The organism is Massilia suwonensis (assembly GCF_042655665.1).
In the GTDB taxonomy this organism is placed as follows: Bacteria; Pseudomonadota; Gammaproteobacteria; order Burkholderiales; family Burkholderiaceae_D; genus Telluria; species Telluria suwonensis.
Map to the genome: position 1 here is coordinate 2,569,250 of NZ_JBHSMR010000013.1, position 18,314 is coordinate 2,587,563.

20 protein-coding genes and 1 riboswitch are annotated in these 18,314 nt (G+C 62.9%); of the genes, 9 read left to right on the plus strand and 11 right to left on the minus strand.

The features are described from left to right. Nucleotides 1–99: 99 nt before the first annotated feature. Nucleotides 100–1,203: a ferrochelatase gene (gene hemH / locus ACFPQ5_RS19665; protein ID WP_379759717.1), complete on the minus strand. Its 1,104-nt coding sequence runs from the start codon at nt 1,201–1,203 to the stop codon at nt 100–102. Nucleotides 1,204–1,346: 143 nt separating this feature from the next. Further along, entirely contained in the window at nt 1,347–1,775 is a 429-nt protein-coding gene (locus ACFPQ5_RS19670) for an organic hydroperoxide resistance protein (RefSeq protein ID WP_379759720.1), read from the minus strand. A gap of 129 nt (nt 1,776–1,904) precedes the next feature. On the opposite strand from ACFPQ5_RS19670, the gene ACFPQ5_RS19675 reads away from it, so the two are divergent. Further along, entirely contained in the window at nt 1,905–2,519 is a 615-nt protein-coding gene (locus ACFPQ5_RS19675; protein WP_379760171.1) for an HD domain-containing protein, read from the plus strand. 315 nt (nt 2,520–2,834) lie between these two features. On the opposite strand, the gene ACFPQ5_RS19680 is transcribed toward ACFPQ5_RS19675, so the two are convergent. The 4 genes from ACFPQ5_RS19680 to ACFPQ5_RS19695 all read right to left on the minus strand — a co-directional run bounded on the left by ACFPQ5_RS19680 (nt 2,835) and on the right by ACFPQ5_RS19695 (nt 7,163). Beyond that, a complete protein-coding gene (locus ACFPQ5_RS19680; RefSeq protein ID WP_379759723.1) occupies nt 2,835–3,344 on the minus strand; it encodes a hypothetical protein in 510 nt (169 codons plus the stop codon). A gap of 117 nt (nt 3,345–3,461) precedes the next feature. Then, nucleotides 3,462–5,126: a DNA repair protein RecN gene (recN, locus tag ACFPQ5_RS19685; RefSeq protein ID WP_379759726.1), complete on the minus strand. Its 1,665-nt coding sequence runs from the start codon at nt 5,124–5,126 to the stop codon at nt 3,462–3,464. A 27-nt stretch (nt 5,127–5,153) separates the two neighbouring features. After that, the gene (locus ACFPQ5_RS19690; RefSeq protein WP_379759729.1) at nt 5,154–6,056 is read right to left on the minus strand and encodes an NAD kinase; all 903 of its coding nucleotides are present in this window, start codon (nt 6,054–6,056) and stop codon (nt 5,154–5,156) included. A gap of 129 nt (nt 6,057–6,185) precedes the next feature. Continuing rightward, nucleotides 6,186–7,163, minus strand: coding sequence for a DUF3667 domain-containing protein (locus tag ACFPQ5_RS19695; protein ID WP_379759732.1), 978 nt, complete (start codon nt 7,161–7,163; stop codon nt 6,186–6,188). Between the two features lie 130 nt (nt 7,164–7,293). Here ACFPQ5_RS19695 and ACFPQ5_RS19700 point away from each other — a divergent pair, with 130 nt between their 5' ends. The 5 genes from ACFPQ5_RS19700 (at nt 7,294) to ACFPQ5_RS19720 (ending at nt 11,053) form a co-directional block, all read left to right on the plus strand. Beyond that, nucleotides 7,294–7,620 carry a serine hydrolase family protein gene (locus ACFPQ5_RS19700; RefSeq protein WP_379759735.1) on the plus strand — a complete coding sequence of 109 codons (327 nt, stop codon included), beginning with the start codon at nt 7,294–7,296 and terminating at the stop codon, nt 7,618–7,620. Beyond that, nucleotides 7,617–8,048 (plus strand): OsmC family protein, encoded by a 432-nt coding sequence (locus ACFPQ5_RS19705; protein WP_136221878.1) that lies wholly within the window; start codon nt 7,617–7,619, stop codon nt 8,046–8,048. The genes ACFPQ5_RS19700 and ACFPQ5_RS19705 overlap by 4 nt, the downstream gene beginning before the upstream one ends. Before the next feature lie 166 nt (nt 8,049–8,214). After that, the gene (gloA, locus tag ACFPQ5_RS19710) at nt 8,215–8,628 is read left to right on the plus strand and encodes a lactoylglutathione lyase (RefSeq protein ID WP_379759739.1); all 414 of its coding nucleotides are present in this window, start codon (nt 8,215–8,217) and stop codon (nt 8,626–8,628) included. 65 nt (nt 8,629–8,693) lie between these two features. Further along, nucleotides 8,694–8,844, plus strand: a riboswitch (FMN riboswitch). Nucleotides 8,845–8,963: 119 nt separating this feature from the next. Next, complete coding sequence (gene ribB / locus ACFPQ5_RS19715; protein ID WP_379759742.1) at nt 8,964–9,608, plus strand: 3,4-dihydroxy-2-butanone-4-phosphate synthase; 645 nt, start codon at nt 8,964–8,966, stop codon at nt 9,606–9,608. Nucleotides 9,609–9,790: 182 nt separating this feature from the next. Further along, entirely contained in the window at nt 9,791–11,053 is a 1,263-nt protein-coding gene (locus ACFPQ5_RS19720; RefSeq protein ID WP_379759745.1) for a hypothetical protein, read from the plus strand. A gap of 81 nt (nt 11,054–11,134) precedes the next feature. On the opposite strand, the gene ACFPQ5_RS19725 is transcribed toward ACFPQ5_RS19720, so the two are convergent. The 4 genes from ACFPQ5_RS19725 to ACFPQ5_RS19740 form a co-directional block, all read right to left on the minus strand. Beyond that, entirely contained in the window at nt 11,135–12,466 is a 1,332-nt protein-coding gene (locus ACFPQ5_RS19725) for a TolC family outer membrane protein (protein WP_379759748.1), read from the minus strand. Nucleotides 12,467–12,506: 40 nt separating this feature from the next. After that, complete coding sequence (locus ACFPQ5_RS19730; protein WP_136221883.1) at nt 12,507–12,830, minus strand: rhodanese-like domain-containing protein; 324 nt, start codon at nt 12,828–12,830, stop codon at nt 12,507–12,509. A gap of 10 nt (nt 12,831–12,840) precedes the next feature. After that, nucleotides 12,841–13,494: a protein-L-isoaspartate O-methyltransferase family protein gene (locus tag ACFPQ5_RS19735; protein ID WP_379759752.1), complete on the minus strand. Its 654-nt coding sequence runs from the start codon at nt 13,492–13,494 to the stop codon at nt 12,841–12,843. Nucleotides 13,495–13,651: 157 nt separating this feature from the next. Continuing rightward, nucleotides 13,652–14,302: a TetR/AcrR family transcriptional regulator gene (locus ACFPQ5_RS19740; protein WP_379759755.1), complete on the minus strand. Its 651-nt coding sequence runs from the start codon at nt 14,300–14,302 to the stop codon at nt 13,652–13,654. 170 nt (nt 14,303–14,472) lie between these two features. On the opposite strand from ACFPQ5_RS19740, the gene ACFPQ5_RS19745 reads away from it, so the two are divergent. After that, the gene (locus ACFPQ5_RS19745; RefSeq protein WP_379759763.1) at nt 14,473–14,730 is read left to right on the plus strand and encodes a YkgJ family cysteine cluster protein; all 258 of its coding nucleotides are present in this window, start codon (nt 14,473–14,475) and stop codon (nt 14,728–14,730) included. Nucleotides 14,731–14,917: 187 nt separating this feature from the next. Here ACFPQ5_RS19745 and ACFPQ5_RS19750 read toward each other — a convergent pair whose 3' ends face one another. After that, nucleotides 14,918–15,328: a hypothetical protein gene (locus tag ACFPQ5_RS19750; RefSeq protein WP_379759766.1), complete on the minus strand. Its 411-nt coding sequence runs from the start codon at nt 15,326–15,328 to the stop codon at nt 14,918–14,920. Between the two features lie 243 nt (nt 15,329–15,571). Between ACFPQ5_RS19750 and ACFPQ5_RS19755 the strand changes: the two genes are divergently transcribed. Continuing rightward, a complete protein-coding gene (locus ACFPQ5_RS19755; RefSeq protein ID WP_379759768.1) occupies nt 15,572–16,423 on the plus strand; it encodes an undecaprenyl-diphosphate phosphatase in 852 nt (283 codons plus the stop codon). Between the two features lie 16 nt (nt 16,424–16,439). Next, complete coding sequence (recQ, locus tag ACFPQ5_RS19760; protein WP_379759771.1) at nt 16,440–18,293, plus strand: DNA helicase RecQ; 1,854 nt, start codon at nt 16,440–16,442, stop codon at nt 18,291–18,293. Nucleotides 18,294–18,314 lie beyond the last annotated feature (21 nt).

The following is an 18,314-nucleotide window of genomic DNA, read 5'->3' on the forward strand; positions in this document are numbered from 1 at the left end:
CCGGTAGGCTGGGCGGGTTTCCCGGTAGGCTGGGCGGGTTTCCCGCCCAGTGGTGATAGTTAAAACTTGATTTGACGCGCCCGTACCGATAATCGGGTATCAGGCCCCCAGCCGCAGCGCATGCTCGCGCCCCAACTCCGCATCACGCCGCTCCGCCTCCCGCTGCGACGGACTCATCATGGTCGGCCACCCGATCAGATGCTGCTCGGCAATCTCCGCCATGCCCACGATCCAGGTCGGCGACTCGTTCAGGCACGGAATGTAATGAAATTCCTTGCCGCCCGCCGCCTCGAAATCGTGCTTCACTTCCATCGAGATCTCTTCCAGCGTCTCCAGGCAGTCGCTGGTGAAGCCCGGGCAGATCACGTCCACGCGCCCCACGCCCTGGCGCGCCAGTTCGGCGACGGTGGGCGCCGTGTACGGCTGCAGCCACTCGGCCTTGCCAAAGCGTGACTGGAAAGTGACGACGTACTCGTCCGGCGTCAGGCGCAGGCGGCTCGCCAGCAGGCGCGCCGTCTTCTGGCATTCGCAATAGTATGGGTCGCCCAGCAGCAGCGTGCGCTTCGGCACGCCATGAAAACTCATCACCAGCTTCTGGCCGCGGCCGTGGGTGTCCCAGTGCGCCAGCACCGTGTCGTGCAGCGCGTCGATGTAGCCGTCGTGGTCGTGGTAGTGCTTGACCAGGCGCAGCTCGGGCACGTTGCGGATGTCCTTGTAGTGAGCGAAAACGGCATCCCAGATCGAGCCGGTGGTCGTGCCCGAATACTGCGGATAGGCGGGAAGCACGGCGATGCGGTCGCAATTCTCCGCCTTCAGTTCGTCCAGCACTTCCGCCAGCGAGGGCGAGCCGTAGCGCATGGCCATGCGCACCTGCACGCCTTCGTGGCCACGCTCTTCCAGCGCCTCGGCCAGCAGGTTCGCCTGTTTTTGCGTATGCACTTTCAGGGGCGAACCTTCGCGCGTCCAGATCGTCTGGTATTTCTTGGCCGAGGCACCAGACCGGAACGGCAGGATGATCAGGTTCAGGATGAACCACCACACCAGGCGCGGGATTTCCACCACGCGCGGATCGGACAGGAATTGCTTGAGGTAGCGCTTGACCGCCGATCGCGTCGGCGCATCAGGCGTGCCGAGGTTGACGAGGACAATCGCGCTGCGCGCAATCGCGCCGTGGGTGTGGGCAGGTTCTTTTCTGAAGGGCATGAGCGAATAGGAGGCTAAGGGGCCTCCATTATATGTGGGGCGCTTAGGCGCTTCGAATCGATATTTTCGATCGGTGCGATAGCCCAGCCGTTCGGCAATGTCGGCGTCGCGCCTGCACCACGCGACGCCGGCACTTAGTCAGCTCAGGTCGTGACCTTCAAACGCACGTCGATGTTGTTGCGCGTCGCATTCGAATACGGGCAGACGATGTGGGCCTTGTCGACCAGTTCCTGCAGCTGCTGCTGGTCCATGCCCGGACCGTGGATGGTCAGGTCGGCTTCGATGCCGAAGCCGGTCGGAATCTGGCCGATGCCGACTTCGCCGGTGACGGTCAGCTCTTCCGGCAGTTTCACTTTCGCCTGGCCGGCGACGAATTTCAGCGCGCCCAGGAAGCAGGCCGAATAGCCGGCCGCAAACAGTTGCTCGGGGTTGGTGCCGGTCGCGCCGTTGCCGCCGAGTTCTTTCGGCGTCGTCAATTTGACGTCCAGCACGCCGTTGTCGCTGCGCGATGTTCCCTCGCGTCCGCCCTGCGAAGTGGCCTTGGCGCGGTACAGGACTTTGTCGATGCTCATGCGAACCTCCTTTGTTTTGGTTGGAAGACGATTCTGGCAGATGCGTAAATGGTGGAGCGCCCGGTAGAGTGATCCCGGACACCAGTTCCGCTCGGCAGGAAACACGACGGATCTGTTATCGTGAACGCCATGATCGATTTCAAGCAACGCTGGATACGCGACTGGACCAGCCTCGGGCTGACTGGAGACCTCGACTTGCTCGATCGGCTGCTGACCAGCTACGCGGAACCGCAGCGCCACTATCATACGCTCCAGCATCTGGCGGAATGCCTGGACCTCTTCGGCCAGGTCGCGCACCTGGCCCGGCATCCCGGCGAAGCGGCACTCGCACTCTGGTTCCACGACGCTGTTTACATTCCACTGGCACATGACAACGAAGCACGCAGCGCGGCCTGGGCGGGCGAAGCACTGTACGCCGCCGGCGCCGATCAAGAAGTGATTGCACGCACGCAGGCGCTGATCATGGCGACGGCGCACCATCAGGGAGAGGGAGGCGACGCTCGCCTGGTGATCGATGTCGACCTGGCGATCTTGGGCGCGGAGCCGACGCGGTTTGCGGAGTACGAAGAGCAAGTGCGCGCCGAATACGCCACCGTGCCTTTTGAGCTGTACCGGCAAAAGCGCGGCGAGCTGCTGGCGCGTTTCCTGGAACGGCCTGCGATTTACGGAACGGCCGAATTGCATGCACGGCTGGAGAAGCGGGCGCGGATGAATCTCGGTCGTGCGATCGGGCTACCTGCCTGAACAGTCACTGAATAGGTAGCGCAAGGAGTGCCGATGAAAACTGAAGTGCTCGCAGGGCAAGCATGAACTTCGTCGTTTTCAGCCACGGTGCCGACTGGGTGCTGACTTATGTAGCTGGCTGCGTGGGCTATACGAGGTCAGCATCCGCCTCACTCCGGAAGAGGTGGTCCAGATTCGGGCCATGCCGGAGTTCGCCAAGTCTCTGGCAGAGCGGTTCCGCATGGTTTCCGAACATTACCGTGCGAGAGGGCATCCCGTAGTTCGTCCTTCCTCAAACAAGTCGATCTGAGTTCGGATATATGCGGTATCGCCTTCTTACTTAAAGCTTGGGACATGCAGAAGCGCGATGTTCTCATGCGAAAAAATCACACTGGACTTCGCGCTTCTATCCGCATGACACCAGGACGCATCCTCATAGCGTACGTAGTATTCGAATGATCGGGCTGCGCTGGCAAACACTGCCAACAATTCGAGAAAACCCTGCACTGTAAATCGTCCTGCATCCAGGTCGGCCGGGAAGAAAGTCAGTTCACAAAATACGCGGTCAGGTTCCTCCCAGAAGAAATAGGCCTGCAGGTGACGAGGACTTAATTCGCCTTGCCATACGGTCGAGAGCGCACCTTTGTGCTTGGTGAACAATGCCACGGCGTCCCTTGCTTGCACTACTACTCCCTCAGCATCTGACGCTTGGACTAACTTCCAACGAGCAGCAATGGCTTCAAAAAGTGAGGCTGCGCCCACCGTCGAGATATCTTTGGAAAAATTGATGTCTCTACACGAGCCATCAATATCCAGCAGGCTGCGCTCGATGGCATCTCTGTTCATTGCGCGCTTGCTGATCACTGTTTACGGATAGGTTTGACATTGGCGGGACGCTATTGATGAGCCAACGATTCTGGATACGACGAGCCGCGTGGGCACGGAGTGCCCACCCTACAAAGATCAGGACGCCAGCAATTCCCGCGCATGCTTGCGCGTCGTCTCCGTAATCTCGATCCCGCCCAGCATGCGCGCCACTTCTTCCACGCGTGCCCGGTTGTTAAGGACCTCGATACGCGAGACGGTACGGCCTTCGCCGGTCGTCCCTTTGGCCACCTGAAAGTGCTGGTTAGCCTGGCTCGCCACCTGCGGCAAGTGGGTCACGCACAGCACTTGCCGTTCCTGGCCGAGGCGTTTCAACAGGCGCCCCACCACTTCGGCGACGCCGCCGCCGATGCCGCTGTCGACCTCGTCGAAGATCAGGGTCGGCGTGGTGGTGGCGTTCGAGGTGATGACGGAAATCGCCAGCGAGATCCGCGCCAATTCTCCGCCGGATGCGACCTTGGCCAGCGGACGCGGGACGACGCCGGCGTGGCCGGCGACCAGGAATTCGACGACTTCGAGGCCGTGCGCACCCGGCTCGCCCGGATTCAAGGCGACCTCGAAACGGCCGCCGCCCATGCTCAGTTCCTGCATCGCGTTCGTCACCTGCTCGCTCAGCGTACGGGCGGCATGCATGCGCCGCGTAGACAAACGCTCGGCGACTTTGCGGTAGGCCGCTTCGGCCTTGGATTCCTGGCGTTTGAGACCTTCCATGTCGCTGGCGTCGGCCAGCTGGCGCAGCTTGGCGGCGAGGGTTGCGTGTTCTTCGTGCAGTTCTTCCGGCGTGACGTGGTATTTGCGCGAAGCGCTATGCAGCGCGTCCATGCGCGCGTCGACTTCGCGCAGGCGGGCCGGGTCGAGCTCGACCTTGTCGATGTAGCTGTTCAGCGCGTACACCGCTTCCTGCAGCTGGATGCGGGCTGGTTCCATGCAGTCGAGGACGGTTTGCAGTTCGGCGTCGACGTCGACCAGCTTGCCGAGCTTGGTGTTCAGCGAAGACAGCTGCGACAGGATCGGGTGATCCGATTCGGAAATCGCGGCCAGCGCTTCCTGTGCGCCTTCGATCAGGCTGGCGGCGTGCGACAGGCGGCTGTGTTCGTTGGTGATTTCAAGCCACTCGCCCGCTTTCGGTGCGAGTTTATCGAGCTCGCTTACTTGCCATTCGAGGCGCTCGCGCTCGATCAGCACGTTTTTCGCATTCGTCTCGTATTCCTCGCGCTGGCGCGAGAGCGCACGCCAGGCGCGCCAGGCGACGGCGACTTCCTGTGCTTCAGCAGCGGCTGCCGCGTCGCGCACGGCGATTTGATTATCGAGCAGCGCGCGCTGGGCGTCCGATTTCAGCAGCGACTGGTGCGCGTGCTGGCCGTGGATGTCGACCAGCATTTCGCCCAGTTCGCGCAGCTGGCCGGCGGTGGCGGCGATGCCGTTGATATAGGCTTTCGAACGGCCGGCGTTGTCGATCACGCGGCGCAGCAGGGCCCCGCCCTCTTCCACGGCAAATTCGTTCTGTTCGAGCCAGGTGGTCGCGCTTTCCGTCAGCGCGAAGTCGGCGCTGATGTCGGCCTTCGCCGCGCCTTCGCGCACCATGCTCGCTTCGCCGCGCCCGCCTAGGGCCAGCTGCAGCGCATCGATCAGGATCGATTTGCCGGCACCGGTCTCGCCGGTGAAAACCGAGAAGCCACGGGCGAATTCGAGTTCGATGGCGTCGACGATGACGAAGTCGCGGATGGTCAGTGTGCGCAGCATGAAAAAAGGGGTCTCCCGGATTTGGAATTATTTAAGCTTGCCGTCATTCGACGGGTATTCGTGCCAGTGCAGCTTTTCGCGCAGCGTGTGGTAGTAGCTCCAGCCTTCCGGATGCAGGAAGGTGATGGTGTTCGGCGAACGCGAGATGTGGATTTCGTCGCCATGCTGCAGGCTGGCGAAAGTTTGCATATCGAAGTTCACCGAGATGTCGCGCCCGCTGACGATCTCGACCACGATCTCGCTGGTGTCGGGGATGGCGATCGGGCGGTTCGACAGCGCGTGCGGCGCGATCGGCACCAGCACGATGCCTTGCAAACTCGGATGCAGCAGCGGGCCGCCGGCCGACAGCGCGTAGGCCGTGGAGCCGGTCGGCGTCGAGACGATCAAACCGTCCGAGCGCTGGTTGTACATGAAGTGGCCGTCGACGGTGACGCGCAATTCCGCCATGCCGGCGCCGCTGCCGCGCGCGACGACGACGTCGTTCACCGCCACGCCGCAATAGATCATTTCGCCGGCACGCATCACGCGCCCTTCGAGCAGGGTGCGCTTTTCGGCACGCGCTTTACCCTGCAAAATTTCTTCGAGGGCCGGCAGCATGCGCTCGACGGGAATATCGGTAATGAAACCGAGGCGGCCGAGGTTGATGCCGATGAGGGAGACGTCGTACTTGGCGAGTTGGCGCGCGATGCCGAGCATGGTGCCGTCGCCGCCCATGACGATGACCAGCGGCACTTGCTCGCCGATTTCGGTGACGGTCATGGATTCGACGTCCGGCATGCCGAGGTGCGCGGCCGTATCGGCTTCGAAGACGACGCGGTGCCCGGCCTGCTGCAGGAAGGCGACGATGCTCGCCACCGGTTCTTCGATGCCGGCCGTGTTTTGCCGCACCACCAGCGCGATGATCGATTGCGATTCGGGTGTAACGGGCATAAGGTCTCTCGGCGATGGGTGGGCGAACACGGGGGAGATTAACCGATAATCCCAGCCGCTGCCACCCGGCCGCGCATCAAATACTGTACAGATGCACAGTATAGATGCGAGGGCTGTGATACCGCAAGATCAGGCGATCACGGCCAGTGCCGCGGCAGCGGCAATCGCCATAGCGATACAGAAAAGGTGCATGGTCATCAGCACGATCCAGCGCAGCGCGGTGATCAGGCGCCCGCCCCCGTACACCTTGCGCATGGCCGTCGGCAGGTAGAACACCAGCCATATCCACAGCCCGAGCCCGACGAGGGGAATAAAGTCCGGGATCAGCAGCCACAAGCTCAGCGCCAGGAAGGCAAAGGCATTCGTGTGCAGCGCGAACAGCAGGTGCTCGCCGTAACGCCGGCCCGAGCCGAGGTACAGCAGCTTGAGCAGTGCGGCAAAGACCGGCATCAGCGCGAAGATCGCATACGGGGAGTAACTCGACAGGGCGCGCAGCAGCGCGGCCTTGCGCTCCTTCTCCGGCAATTGGAAGAAGTGCGCGACCTTTTTGCCCAGTGCCGGATGGACCGATGCCGCGAGTTTCTCGGCCTTGGCGTCATCGCCTTCATCGAGTGTAATCAGGTCCCCGTTTTCATTCTTCGGGCGCGCGCGCCGCCGCTCTTCCCTTTCCTGCTCCCTCGCACGCGCTGCCGCCGCCACGGTGGCGTCGTTTCTGCCCGCCTTCTGCGCGGCCGATGCTTCCACCTGTTGTGGAGGAGTGGTATCCGGTTCGGTGTTGCCCAGATGGACCCCGCCAAATTTAAAGACCGCAAAGAAGATAATGCTGAAGCTGAGGTACAAGCGCAGCGGCTCGACATAGCGCACGCGCTTGCCTTCGATGTAATCGCGCGTCAATCGTCCTGGCCGGAACAGCAGCAGCGCCACCGACTTCCACAGTTTTCCTTCCAGCGCCACGTAATGGGCGATGAATTCGTGGATGAACTCGCGCGCGCTCGGCACGTGCAGGTGCGCCGGCTGGCTGCAGCCCTGACAGAACTTGCCGGCAATGAGCGTGCCGCAGTTCGGGCACTGGATGTCGGTGTGGGGCAGCAGAAGATCGTTTTTCACGGCGGCGTCCGGCAAGGATGTCGAAACCGCCATGTTATCGATTTAATTGCAAAAAAGCATCATCCAATTGCGCGACTGGCATATAGGCGACACGTTAGGATTCATACAAGAGTCAGCCGAGGAGAACACCATGGTTATCGAAACCAAAGATCGCTTCGTCAACACCGATGCGAAGATCGAAAACGACGGCGTCAAGCGCCAGCCCCACGAACGCGACGAGTCGCCCGACGGCCAGGACCAGGAACCGCGCGGCATCATGAAGCAGGCCGCCGAAGACCTGGAGCAGGGACTGGTCGACACCGACCTGCGCAACACGCCGGGCATCAGCGAAGCCGTCGAACCGAAGGCCGGCGCCACCGGCCAGGCCAACCCGCAACCCGACCGCCACGACTCGATGCGCGACCACGATGCGGCGCGCCTCGCGTCGGGCAACAACAACCAAGGAAAGAAACCATGACCATCAAACGTAATGGCAGCGCCGTATGGAGCGGCGGTTTGAAAGACGGCAAGGGCGCCGTATCGACCGGCAGCGGTGCGTTGAAAGAGCAGCCGTATGGCTTCAACACCCGCTTCGAAGATAGCCCTGGAACCAACCCGGAAGAACTCATCGGCGCGGCCCACGCCGGCTGCTTCACCATGGCCCTGTCCGGCCAGCTGGGCAAGGCCGGCATGACCGCGCAGGAACTGCGCACCACGGCGACCGTCTCGATGGAAAAGCAGGGAGAAGGTTTTAGCATTACCGCTGTCCATCTCGACCTGGTCGCGAAGATCCCCGGCGCCAGCCAGGAAGCCTTCGACCAGGCCGCCAACACCGCCAAGGAAAACTGCCCGGTGTCGAAGCTGTTGAATGCCGAGATCACCCTGACTTCGCGCCTGGAAAACTGAGGTCCGGTCAGGATGTAAGGGTCATGGAGGCCAATGGCCTTCATGACGGTTTCTCCGGGCGGGTCTTCCCGCCCACGCGTTCACCGCACGTGTGCGAGCCACAGTCAGCAGGATTTCCCTCCACCGCATAAAATTCCAGCTTTCCGATTCATCAAGAAAGAAAACCATGCGCCTCCTGCACACCATGCTCCGCGTCGGCAACCTCGACCGCTCGATCGACTTCTACACCAAGGTGCTCGGCATGAAACTGCTGCGCACCAGCGACAATCCCGAATACAAATATAAACTCGCCTTCCTCGGCTACGGCAGCAACCCCGAGCACGCCGAACTCGAGCTGACCTACAACTACGGCACCGAGAGCTACGACATGGGCACGGCCTATGGCCACATCGCGATCTCGGCCGAAGACATCTACGCCACCTGCGAGGCCGTGCGCGCCGCCGGCGGCAACATCACGCGCGAGCCGGGCCCGGTCAAGGGCGGCACCACCGTGATCGCCTTCGTCACCGATCCGGACGGCTACAAGATCGAGTTCATCCAGCGCCGCGACGACCAGGCTGCAGGCGGCCTGAACAACTAAGCCCTGCCCGGCAGCATCCCCACGATGCTGCTACAATTTCCTCGCCTGATTCCCAGGCAACACAAATACGTCTTCGGGGCGGGGTGGAATTCCCCACCGGCGGTAGGACCGGCAACGGTCGAGCCCGCGAGCGCCTGTTTTCTCCCGAAAGCAGGGTCAGCAGATCTGGTCAGATGCCAGAGCCGACGGTCATAGTCCGGATGAAAGAAGATGTGCGTTATTGCGTAGGATATGGATCCGTCCGTCAGCCCGCCTGACGGCCGGCTGACGTACTCCTGCGTGCCTTCGCTTGCCCTGATGCGTTTTTCGCCAACTTACCGCGAGGAGCGTCTCACATGTTAGTCAACACCTACACTCTCTACAGTCCCGACCTGGACGGCCGCATCGAAGCCGCACTGGCCGCAACCCGGGCGGGGATTCCCGTCATCCTGCTCGACGACTTCGACCGCGAGAACGAAGCCGACCTGATCGTCGCCGCCGAAAAATTGACGGTCGAAACGATGGCGTTGATGATCCGCGAATGTAGCGGCATCGTCTGCCTGTGCCTGTCGGCCGACAAGGTGCGCAGCCTGGAACTGCCGCCGATGACGGTCGAAAACGGCAGCCGCTACGGCACGCCGTTCACGGTCTCGATCGAGGCGCGCGAGGGCATCAGCACCGGCGTCTCGGCCCAGGACCGGGTCACGACCGTGCGCGCCGCCACCGCGCCGGATGCCAGGCCGGAGCACCTGGTCAGTCCCGGCCACATGTTTCCGCTGCGCGCCACGCCGGGCGGTGTGCTGGCCCGCGCCGGCCATACCGAGGGTTCCGTCGACCTCGCCATCATGGCAGGCCTGCAACCGGCCGCCGTGCTGTGCGAACTGATGAACCCGGACGGCACCATGATGCGCGGCGAAGCGATCGAGCGCTTCGCCGAGGAGCGTGGCTTCCCGATCCTGACGATTGCCGAACTGATCGAGTGGCGCAAGCGGCAGGCCTGAGCCCCTGATCGCATCACAAGACGGCGCTGCGGCGCCGTTTTTCTTTGGAGAAGCTTCTCCAGCTTGTCATTGCATGTCGTCAACGATGAGTTTGACCGGCGCCAAGCAAACTCTTCAATGATGAAACGCGGCCGCGCAGCCGGTCCTAGACTGAACTACCAACTCGTCAATGGAGGCGCGCCATGTTCGGTTCCCGTTCAGGAAAGTCATCCCATCTATCCAGCCTGATCCCATCGGCGGCGGCTTTTGCGCTGGCGACCCTGCTGAGCGCCTGCGGCGGCGGTGGCGGTGGTGGGCACCCTCCCGCCCCGCCGCAACCGGGCAACCCGGTACCGCCGCCGCCTCCGGCGCCGCCCGTCGATCTCGGTCCGCTCTACGATTTCACCGAGCTCGGCCTGCCCGGCATTAGCTTTGGATCGGTCGAGCGCCAGGGCATCGCGAACGGTGGACTGGTAGCCGGTACCTCGGTCGACGCTGCGGGCGTCAGCCACGCCTTTTTCTATGACGGCACGGCCAACATCGACCTCGGCAGTTTTGGAGGCAATGCTTCCAGCGCCCAGGCGATCAACCGCTGCGGTCAGGTGACCGGGTGGGCAGCGACCGGGTCCGATGGCATACGGCATGCCTTCCTGTATAACGGCAGCCTGCACGACCTCAGCGCACCGGGCGACGCCCCCTCCTGGGGCAGTGCGATCACCACCTGCGGCAAGGTGGCGGGCTGGGCGGTCACTCCCGCCGGCGAGTTGCACGCCTTCTATTACGACGGCAAGACGATGCGCGACCTCGGCACCTTCGGCGGGGAAGCCTCGGCGGCGACCGACATGAACGCGGTCGGCCAAGTGGTCGGTGTCGCCAGCATCCCGGGCAATACCGCGCTGCACGCCTTCCTGTATGACGCCCGTACCGGCGCGCCGATCCAGGACATCGGTGTGCCCGGCCTGGGTTCGGCGGCGATCGACATCAACGAGGTCGGCCAGGTCGCCGTCAGCACGAACAATGCCGATAACGTGCGGCGGGCTTTCCGTTACGACGCCGGCACCGGTACCCGCCTCGATCTCGGCCTGCTGCCCGGCAGCCAGGGTTCGGAACCACGCGCGATCAACGACGCCGGCCACGTCGTCGGCTATGTGGACTATGCCGACGAGCACCGGATCGCCTTCCTGCACGACGGCACGACCCTGCGCAGCCTGGGCACGCTGAAGGACGGCCGCGCTTCCGAAGCCTATGCGATCAATGCCGGCGGATTGGTGGTCGGGTCGGCGCAAGGGATGGCCGGCCAACGTGCGGTCGCCTGGGGCCCGGGCTATGGCCCGGTCGACCTCAACCAGCGCGTCAAGGACTTGCCGGCGGGGATAAGGCTGGTGGCGGCGCTGGCGGTGGCGGATGACGGCGCAATCGCAGTGCGCACGAACAGCGGTCTCGGCTTGCTGCGGCCGCGCAAGTGAGCGCGCAATGAAAACGGCGCCTGGAGAGGCGCCGTCGTTTATTTGCCTCCTGGGCTCAGGATGCAAATTTTATGTGCAAGCTTACTTTTGCAGCAGGTTGTTCACCGGTACCAGGTCTGCTTCGCGCAGCGAGCCCGACGCGGCCTTCAGGCGCAGGCCGTTCAGGATCGTGTTGTAGCGGGCGCGGGCCAGGTCGGTGCGGGTCGAATACAGCTGGCGCTGCGCGTTCAGCACGTCGATGTTGATGCGCACGCCGACCTGGTAACCCAGCTTGTTCGATTCGAGGGCCGACTGGCTCGACACCTCGGCCGCCTGCAGCGCTTTCACTTGCGCCAGGCCGCTGTTCACGCCGAGGAAGGCCTGGCGCGCCTGCAGGGCCGCGTTGCGGCGCGTCGCTTCCAGGTCGTTACGAGCCTTGTCTTCCAGCGCGATGGTTTCGCGCACGCGGCTGCTCACGCCGAAGCCGCTGAAGATCGGCACCGTCCACTGCACGCCGATGGCGTTGTTGCGGGTGTCGCCCGAACCGGCGCTGCGCCCGGACACGTCGGTGCGCGAGGAGCTGGCGACCAGGTCCAGGGTCGGCAGGTGGCCGGCGCGGCTCTTCGAAATCTCCCGCTTGGCCGATTCGACCGACAGTTGCGCCGCCGTGACGCCGTAATTCTGGTTTTCGGCCGAGGACACCCACTGGTCGACGGTGGCCGGGTTCGGCGGCGCCAGCGTGATGCCGGTCTGCAGCGGCGCCAGCGTGCCCGGTTCGGCGCCGATGATCGCCTGCAGCGCGCTGCGCTTGTTGTCCAGGTCGTTCACGGCGGCGAATTCCTGCGCCACCACCAAGTCATACGCGGCTTGCGCTTCGTGCGTATCGGTGATGGTCTGGGTGCCGACTTCGAAGTTGCGCTTGGCCGACGCCAGCTGCTCGGTCACGGCGGTCTTTTGCGCGCGGGTCGATTCCAGCGTGTCTTGGGCCGACAGCACGTCGAAATAAGCTTGCGCCACGCGCGTGATCAGGTCTTGCTGGGCCTGCGCGAACTGGGCTTCGGCAATCGATTGCGCCAGCTTGCTTTGTTCGTAGGTCTGCCAGCGGTCCCAGCGGAACAGCGGCTGGCTCAGCGCCAGCGTGTACTGGTTGCTGCGCAGGTTGGAACCGCCGGCAATGAAACCGTTCTGCGCCACGCTGAACTGCGAGACATCGCTGTCGTTCTTGCCGTAGGAACCCGACAGGCCGACCGTCGGCAGCAACCCCGCCCGCCCCTGGGGTACGCGTTCCCGGCCGGCCGCGAGCGAAGCGCGGGCGCCGGCGAAGGTGGCGTCGTTGGCCAGGGCCTGCTGGTACACCTGGATCAGGTCGATCGCATGCGCATTGAGCGACACGAAAGCGCTGGCCAGCAGCACGGCGATGAGGGGTTTCTGCATTATGGTCTCCGTCGGAGTCATCAAGGTTTTGGAAAACAGGTCAATACTTCGGCATCGCCGGATCGACCTGCACGGCCCAGGCGTGTATTCCGCCCGTCAAATTCGTTACGTTCTCGAACCCGTTACGTTCGAGGAAAGCTGCCACCTGCATGCTGCGCGCACCGTGGTGGCAGATGCAGACGATGTCCTGATCGTCCGGCAGTTCGCCGGCGCGGATCGGGACCAGGTGCATCGGGATCTGGGTCGAGCCTGCGATGTGGCAGGTCTCGAATTCCCAGTTCTCGCGCACGTCGAGCAGGAGCGGACGCGGCTTCGATTCATCCGCCAGGCGCTGCGCCAGCTCCGGCGCGGTCATGTGTTGCATGCTCGTCGCCTCAGAAGGTGAAGCGCGAGACGGCCGGCGCGCCCGTCAGCTGCTTGACGTTGGTCTCGAACACGGTCACGGTGTCGTAAGCCGCTTCCGAAACGCGCGTCACCAGCACGCACTGCATGGCCGGCGCATTGCCGACGATGGCGGCGATGCGGCCACCGACCTTCAATTGCTTGAGGAAGGTCTCCGGCAGGTTCTCGAGGGCGCCCGAGATGACGATCACGTCATACGGCGCATCCTTTTCCCAGCCGTTGGCGCCATTGCCTTCGACCACGCTGACATTGCTGATGCCGGCTTTCTGGAGATTCTGTTCGGCCAGCGCCTTGATTTCCGGCGAGATCTCGACCGTCGTCACGTGACGCGCCTGGTGCGCCATCAGGGCCGCCATGTAGCCTGAGCCCGCGCCGACTTCCAGCACGTTCTCGTGTTTTTTGAGGTTCAATTCCTGCAGGATGCGCGCTTCGATCTTCGGATTGAACATTGCCTCGCCGCCCGGCAGCGGGATCTCGACGTCGGCGAACGCCAGGTTCTGGTAGCCCTGCGGCACGAACTGTTCGCGCTTGACCACGTGCAGCAGGTCGAGCACGTCCTGGTCCAGCACGTTCCAGGGACGGATCTGCTGTTCGATCATGTTGAAGCGGGCTTGTTCGATATTCATCTTGGTACTCGGCGGAAAGGAAATAATCCCGTATTTTATCGTTGACTGCCTCTGGACGCACATCTTATCGGGATGCTATCCAGATAAGGCGAAATTGCGACAGTCTGCAGTTTGGAGGGGGTGAACGCCGGGAAACCGGCGCCATAGCGATGAGCCGTCAGGCCGCCGGGGGCGTTGCGGGAAGCAGGCCGTGCAGGGCCATGTCGAGGAAGGTGTTCAGGAAAGCCTGGGGTTCGAGGTCGCCGCGCTCGCAGGGACCGACCGAATGCTTCCAGGTGACGAGCATGAGCATCGGCGCGATCAGCACCTGGGTCATCTGGGTGATATTGATGTCGCGGAACTCGCCACGTGTGACGCCGCGCTCGAGCATGCTGGAGAACATGCGGGTGCCGCGGCTGATGACTTCTTCCTGGTAAAACTTGGCCAGTTCCGGGAAATTACCCGCCTCCGCCATGACCAGCTTGCCGATGCCCGACACTTTATTGGCGCCGATCCGTTCCCACCAGTCCATCAGCACCTTGCGCAGCAGGTCGGCGCTGTGGCCATCGAAACCGGCGATCGAGGACTCGGCCTCGGCCACGACAGGCACGATGCTGGTACGCACCACGGCCTTGAACAATTCTTCCTTGTTCTCGAAATACAGGTACAAGGTGCCCTTCGAGACGCCGGCGCGGCGCGCGACATCCTCCAGGCGAGTGGACGCAAAGCCGCGCTCGACGAACAGGTCGATGGCGGCGGCCAGCAGCTCTTGTGGACGAGCATCCTTGCGGCGCTCCCAGCGCGGCTTGGTGTCAATGGGGCATTCCATGCTTCTGTCCGACAACTTAGTATTAAGTCATCGAATATAGACCCGGGCTCGGGGGTAGTCAAGCAGGGTTCGTCCACTGCTTACGTGGCAGCGCCCGCTTTCGCCGCGTGACGGTGGTAGTGGCCGGTAGAGAGCGGTATACTGCGCGGTCCCCCTTCCTGTTTCGTCCAATGAATTGCCGCGACCACTGCGGTGCCTGCTGCACCGCCCCTTCGATCACCAGCCCGCTTCCTGGCATGCCCAACGGCAAGCCGGCCGGCGTGCGCTGCGTGCAACTGGACGACGATAACCGTTGCCGCGTGTTCGGCAAACCCGAGCGGCCGGCGTTTTGCGGCGGCTTGCAGCCGTCATTGGAAATGTGCGGGGAGAATCGCGAGCAGGCGATTCGCTGGCTGAATGAGCTGGAGCGGGCGACGGCGCCGGCTTAGCTTGTTAGTAGGGCTGTCGCCTGCCGCGCTAATGGTGTGCGTTGAATCCGCGTGGGCATGCCTACCCTACGGAAAGCGTCGCGTCCCGCTATATTAGAGGCCGCAGGCCGAACCGCCGGCTTCATCCGTAGGGTGGGCATGCCCACGCGGATACGGCACACCGATAGCGCCACAGGCAACAGCCCCACTAAACGGCGAGCACCCGATGTTTGCTCTGCTGCACCTGAGCAAACAAGGCACCCAGGGTCATGCGCTCATCCCAGATGTCGCCCAAGGCCACGCCATAGCGCTTGCGCAATTCCTTCGCCAGACGCTCGATTTCGTTCGCATCCGGAATCCACTTGGCCGGATTCAGTGCGCGATACACGCCGATCAATTGATCGTCAGGGCGGAACTTTTGGGTTTCAGTAGCGCGGAAGGAAAAGGCGTCGGCAAACAGGGAGAGGAATTCGCCGATCTGGCGCTTGGTGGCCGAGGGGAAAGCGCGGCGCCACAGGCGGGCCTGGGAAGTGCGTGCACGGAAGGGATTGGGAATCTGTCCGATGGCAAGGGCGGACCATGCAACCGCCAGCAAGACCAGGATTGCAACAATACTCATCGTCGTACGGCAGAGTGAATCATGAAATCAGTCTAGCACGCGAATCGGCGCCATGGACATACTTTGCCGCGCTATCGTGTTCACGGTGCGTTCGCAACAGAAACATACTAATTGGGCAAGTTTAAGGGCAGAAAATAGCTGCGCCATTGCCTCCGGGCTCAGCGGCACACCCCCCGCTCGTGGTAAGCTTCAGCCCCGCGCAGCTTCTCCACCCGCTTCCCCAGCTACTACGTTAAAGAATTCATGGACATTCTTCTCGCCATCAAGGCGATCATCATGGGCCTGGTCGAGGGCTTCACGGAATTTCTGCCGATCTCCTCTACCGGCCACCTGATCCTGGCGGGCAGCCTGCTCGAGTTCACGGGCGAAAAAGTCAAGGTGTTCGAGATCGCGATCCAGGCCGGCGCCATGCTGGCCGTGATCTGGGAATACCGCGAGCGCATCGCGCGCGTGCTGAGTGGAATGTTTACCGAGCGCCGCCAGCAGAAATTCATCGTCAACCTGATCGTCGCCTTCCTGCCGGCCGCCCTGCTCGGCCTGGTCTTCGCGCACGCGATCAAGGAGCATCTGTTCAAGCCGGTGCCGGTCGCGCTCGCCTTCATCATCGGCGGCCTGGTGATCCTGTGGGTCGAGCGTCGTCCCAAGGGCCAGGAAAAGCAGCAAGGCATGCCGCACGCGTCGCGTATCGAGACCGTCGACGAGATGACGCTGCTCGATGCCTTGAAGGTCGGCTGCGCCCAGGCCTTTGCCCTGATCCCCGGCACCAGCCGTTCCGGCGCGACCATTATTGGCGGCATGCTATTCGGTCTGTCGCGCAAGGCCGCCACCGAATTTTCCTTTTTCCTTGCCATTCCAACCTTGCTGTCCGCGACCGTCTATTCCGTCTACAAGGAACGCGCGCTGCTGTCGATGGCCGATTTGCCGATGTTCGCTGTCGGAGGACTTGCCGCCTTCGTGTCGGCTTTCCTGTGCGTGCGCTGGCTCCTGCGTTACATCAGTTCGCACGACTTCACGATCTTCGCCTGGTACCGTATCGTGTTCGGCGTGATCGTCCTCGTCACCGCCCATTACGGACTGGTGAACTGGGCGGAATGAGCCCGAAAGCAACCCGATGAACATCGAACCCATCGTTCACGACACCGGCCACGACGTCGAAGCGCGCGCGCTGCACCTGCTGCAGACCGTCTTCGGCTATCCCGCTTTCCGCGGGCAGCAGGCCGACATCGTCAATCACGTGGCCAGGGGCGGCGATGCCCTGGTCCTGATGCCGACCGGCGGCGGCAAGTCGCTGTGCTACCAGATCCCGGCGCTGCTGCGCGACGGGGTCGGCGTGGTCGTGTCACCGCTGATCGCGCTGATGCAGGACCAGGTCGATGCATTGGAAGAAGTGGGCGTGCGCGCCGCCTTCCTGAACTCGACCCAGACCTTCGAGGAAACCCTGCGCATCGAGCGCCTGGTACGTACCGGCGAGATCGACCTCGTCTACGTCGCGCCCGAGCGCCTGATGACGCAGCGCTGCCTCGACCTGTTCCTCGATTCGCGCATCTCGCTGTTCGCAATCGACGAGGCCCACTGCGTCTCGCAATGGGGTCACGATTTCCGGCCCGAATACATCCGGCTGTCGATCCTGCACGAGCAGTTTCCCAACGTGCCGCGCATTGCCCTCACGGCCACCGCCGACCAGCAGACCCGCGATGAGATCGCACACCGCCTGCAACTCGATGACGCGCGCCAGTTCGTTTCCTCCTTCGACCGCCCGAACATCCGTTATTCGATCGTCGAAAAGACGACTGGACGCAAGCAGCTGCTCGATTTCATTACCACCGAACATCCGGGCGACTCCGGCATCGTTTACTGCCTGTCGCGCAAGAAGGTCGAGGAGACGGCCGACTTCCTCAACGAAAACGGCATCCGCGCCATGGCCTACCACGCCGGCATGGAACACGCGAAACGCGCCGACAACCAAGCCAAGTTCCTGCGCGAAGAAAACATCGTGATGGTGGCGACCATCGCCTTCGGCATGGGCATCGACAAGCCGGACGTGCGTTTCGTCTGCCACCTGGATCTGCCGAAAAGTATCGAGGGCTATTACCAGGAGACGGGCCGCGCCGGCCGCGACGGCATGCCGGCCAGCGCCTGGATGGCCTACGGTTTGCAGGACGTGGTCTTGCAGCGCCGCATGATCGACGAGTCCGAAGCCGACGAAACGTTTAAACGCGTGCTGTCGATGAAGCTCGATGCCATGCTGGGGCTGTGCGAGACCCTGTCCTGCCGGCGCATGCGCCTGCTCGACTATTTCGGCGAGCGCTCCGGTCCCTGCGGCAATTGCGATACCTGCCTGATTCCGCCGGTCTCCTTTGACGCCACGGTGCCAGTCCAAAAGCTGCTATCGGCGATCTACCGCGTCGACCAGCGTTTTGCTGCCGGCCACGTGATCGACGTGCTGCGCGGCGTGCAGACCGACCGCATCAGCCAATGGCACCACGATTCCCTCTCCGTGTTCGGCATCGGCAACGATCGCAGCGAGCAGGAATGGCGCGCCATCGTCCGCCAGACCATTGCCCTCGGGCTGGTGACGGTCGACCACGATGCCTACAGTTCATTAAAACTGACCGACGCCGCGCGGCCGGTACTCAAAGGCGGGCAGAAGGTGCAGCTGCGCCAGTACCAGAAGCCGGTCAAGCCGAAGCGCGCCTTTACCTCCTCCTCGTCCAAAGGCTACGAGGAAATGGAGCTGTCGAAATCCGAACAAGCCCTGTTCGAGCGCCTGCGTTCCTGGCGCATGGGCGCCGCGCGCACCCACGGCGTGCCGGCCTATGTCGTGTTCCAGGATGCGACGCTGCGCGAGATCGCCAAGGTCAAACCGACTTCGCTCGAGCAGTTGCGCGGCGTGTCTGGCGTCGGCGAAAAGAAACTGGTTTCCTACGGCGACGAGATCGTCGATATCATCAACGAAATGCTGTAGCACCCTGCCGCGGCGCGATTC

What these genes read in the sequence shown, in the direction of transcription:
- hemH (WP_379759717.1), bottom strand. Translation starts at nt 1,203, where the DNA reads ATGCCCTTCAGAAAAGAACCTGCCCACACCCACGGCGCGATTGCGCGC.
- ACFPQ5_RS19670 (WP_379759720.1), bottom strand. Translation starts at nt 1,775, where the DNA reads ATGAGCATCGACAAAGTCCTGTACCGCGCCAAGGCCACTTCGCAGGGC.
- ACFPQ5_RS19675 (WP_379760171.1), top strand. Translation starts at nt 1,905, where the DNA reads ATGATCGATTTCAAGCAACGCTGGATACGCGACTGGACCAGCCTCGGG.
- ACFPQ5_RS19680 (WP_379759723.1), bottom strand. Translation starts at nt 3,344, where the DNA reads ATGAACAGAGATGCCATCGAGCGCAGCCTGCTGGATATTGATGGCTCG.
- recN (WP_379759726.1), bottom strand. Translation starts at nt 5,126, where the DNA reads ATGCTGCGCACACTGACCATCCGCGACTTCGTCATCGTCGACGCCATC.
- ACFPQ5_RS19690 (WP_379759729.1), bottom strand. Translation starts at nt 6,056, where the DNA reads ATGCCCGTTACACCCGAATCGCAATCGATCATCGCGCTGGTGGTGCGG.
- ACFPQ5_RS19700 (WP_379759735.1), top strand. Translation starts at nt 7,294, where the DNA reads ATGGTTATCGAAACCAAAGATCGCTTCGTCAACACCGATGCGAAGATC.
- ACFPQ5_RS19705 (WP_136221878.1), top strand. Translation starts at nt 7,617, where the DNA reads ATGACCATCAAACGTAATGGCAGCGCCGTATGGAGCGGCGGTTTGAAA.
- gloA (WP_379759739.1), top strand. Translation starts at nt 8,215, where the DNA reads ATGCGCCTCCTGCACACCATGCTCCGCGTCGGCAACCTCGACCGCTCG.
- ribB (WP_379759742.1), top strand. Translation starts at nt 8,964, where the DNA reads ATGTTAGTCAACACCTACACTCTCTACAGTCCCGACCTGGACGGCCGC.
- ACFPQ5_RS19720 (WP_379759745.1), top strand. Translation starts at nt 9,791, where the DNA reads ATGTTCGGTTCCCGTTCAGGAAAGTCATCCCATCTATCCAGCCTGATC.
- ACFPQ5_RS19725 (WP_379759748.1), bottom strand. Translation starts at nt 12,466, where the DNA reads ATGCAGAAACCCCTCATCGCCGTGCTGCTGGCCAGCGCTTTCGTGTCG.
- ACFPQ5_RS19730 (WP_136221883.1), bottom strand. Translation starts at nt 12,830, where the DNA reads ATGCAACACATGACCGCGCCGGAGCTGGCGCAGCGCCTGGCGGATGAA.
- ACFPQ5_RS19735 (WP_379759752.1), bottom strand. Translation starts at nt 13,494, where the DNA reads ATGAATATCGAACAAGCCCGCTTCAACATGATCGAACAGCAGATCCGT.
- ACFPQ5_RS19740 (WP_379759755.1), bottom strand. Translation starts at nt 14,302, where the DNA reads ATGGAATGCCCCATTGACACCAAGCCGCGCTGGGAGCGCCGCAAGGAT.
- ACFPQ5_RS19745 (WP_379759763.1), top strand. Translation starts at nt 14,473, where the DNA reads ATGAATTGCCGCGACCACTGCGGTGCCTGCTGCACCGCCCCTTCGATC.
- ACFPQ5_RS19750 (WP_379759766.1), bottom strand. Translation starts at nt 15,328, where the DNA reads ATGAGTATTGTTGCAATCCTGGTCTTGCTGGCGGTTGCATGGTCCGCC.
- ACFPQ5_RS19755 (WP_379759768.1), top strand. Translation starts at nt 15,572, where the DNA reads ATGGACATTCTTCTCGCCATCAAGGCGATCATCATGGGCCTGGTCGAG.
- recQ (WP_379759771.1), top strand. Translation starts at nt 16,440, where the DNA reads ATGAACATCGAACCCATCGTTCACGACACCGGCCACGACGTCGAAGCG.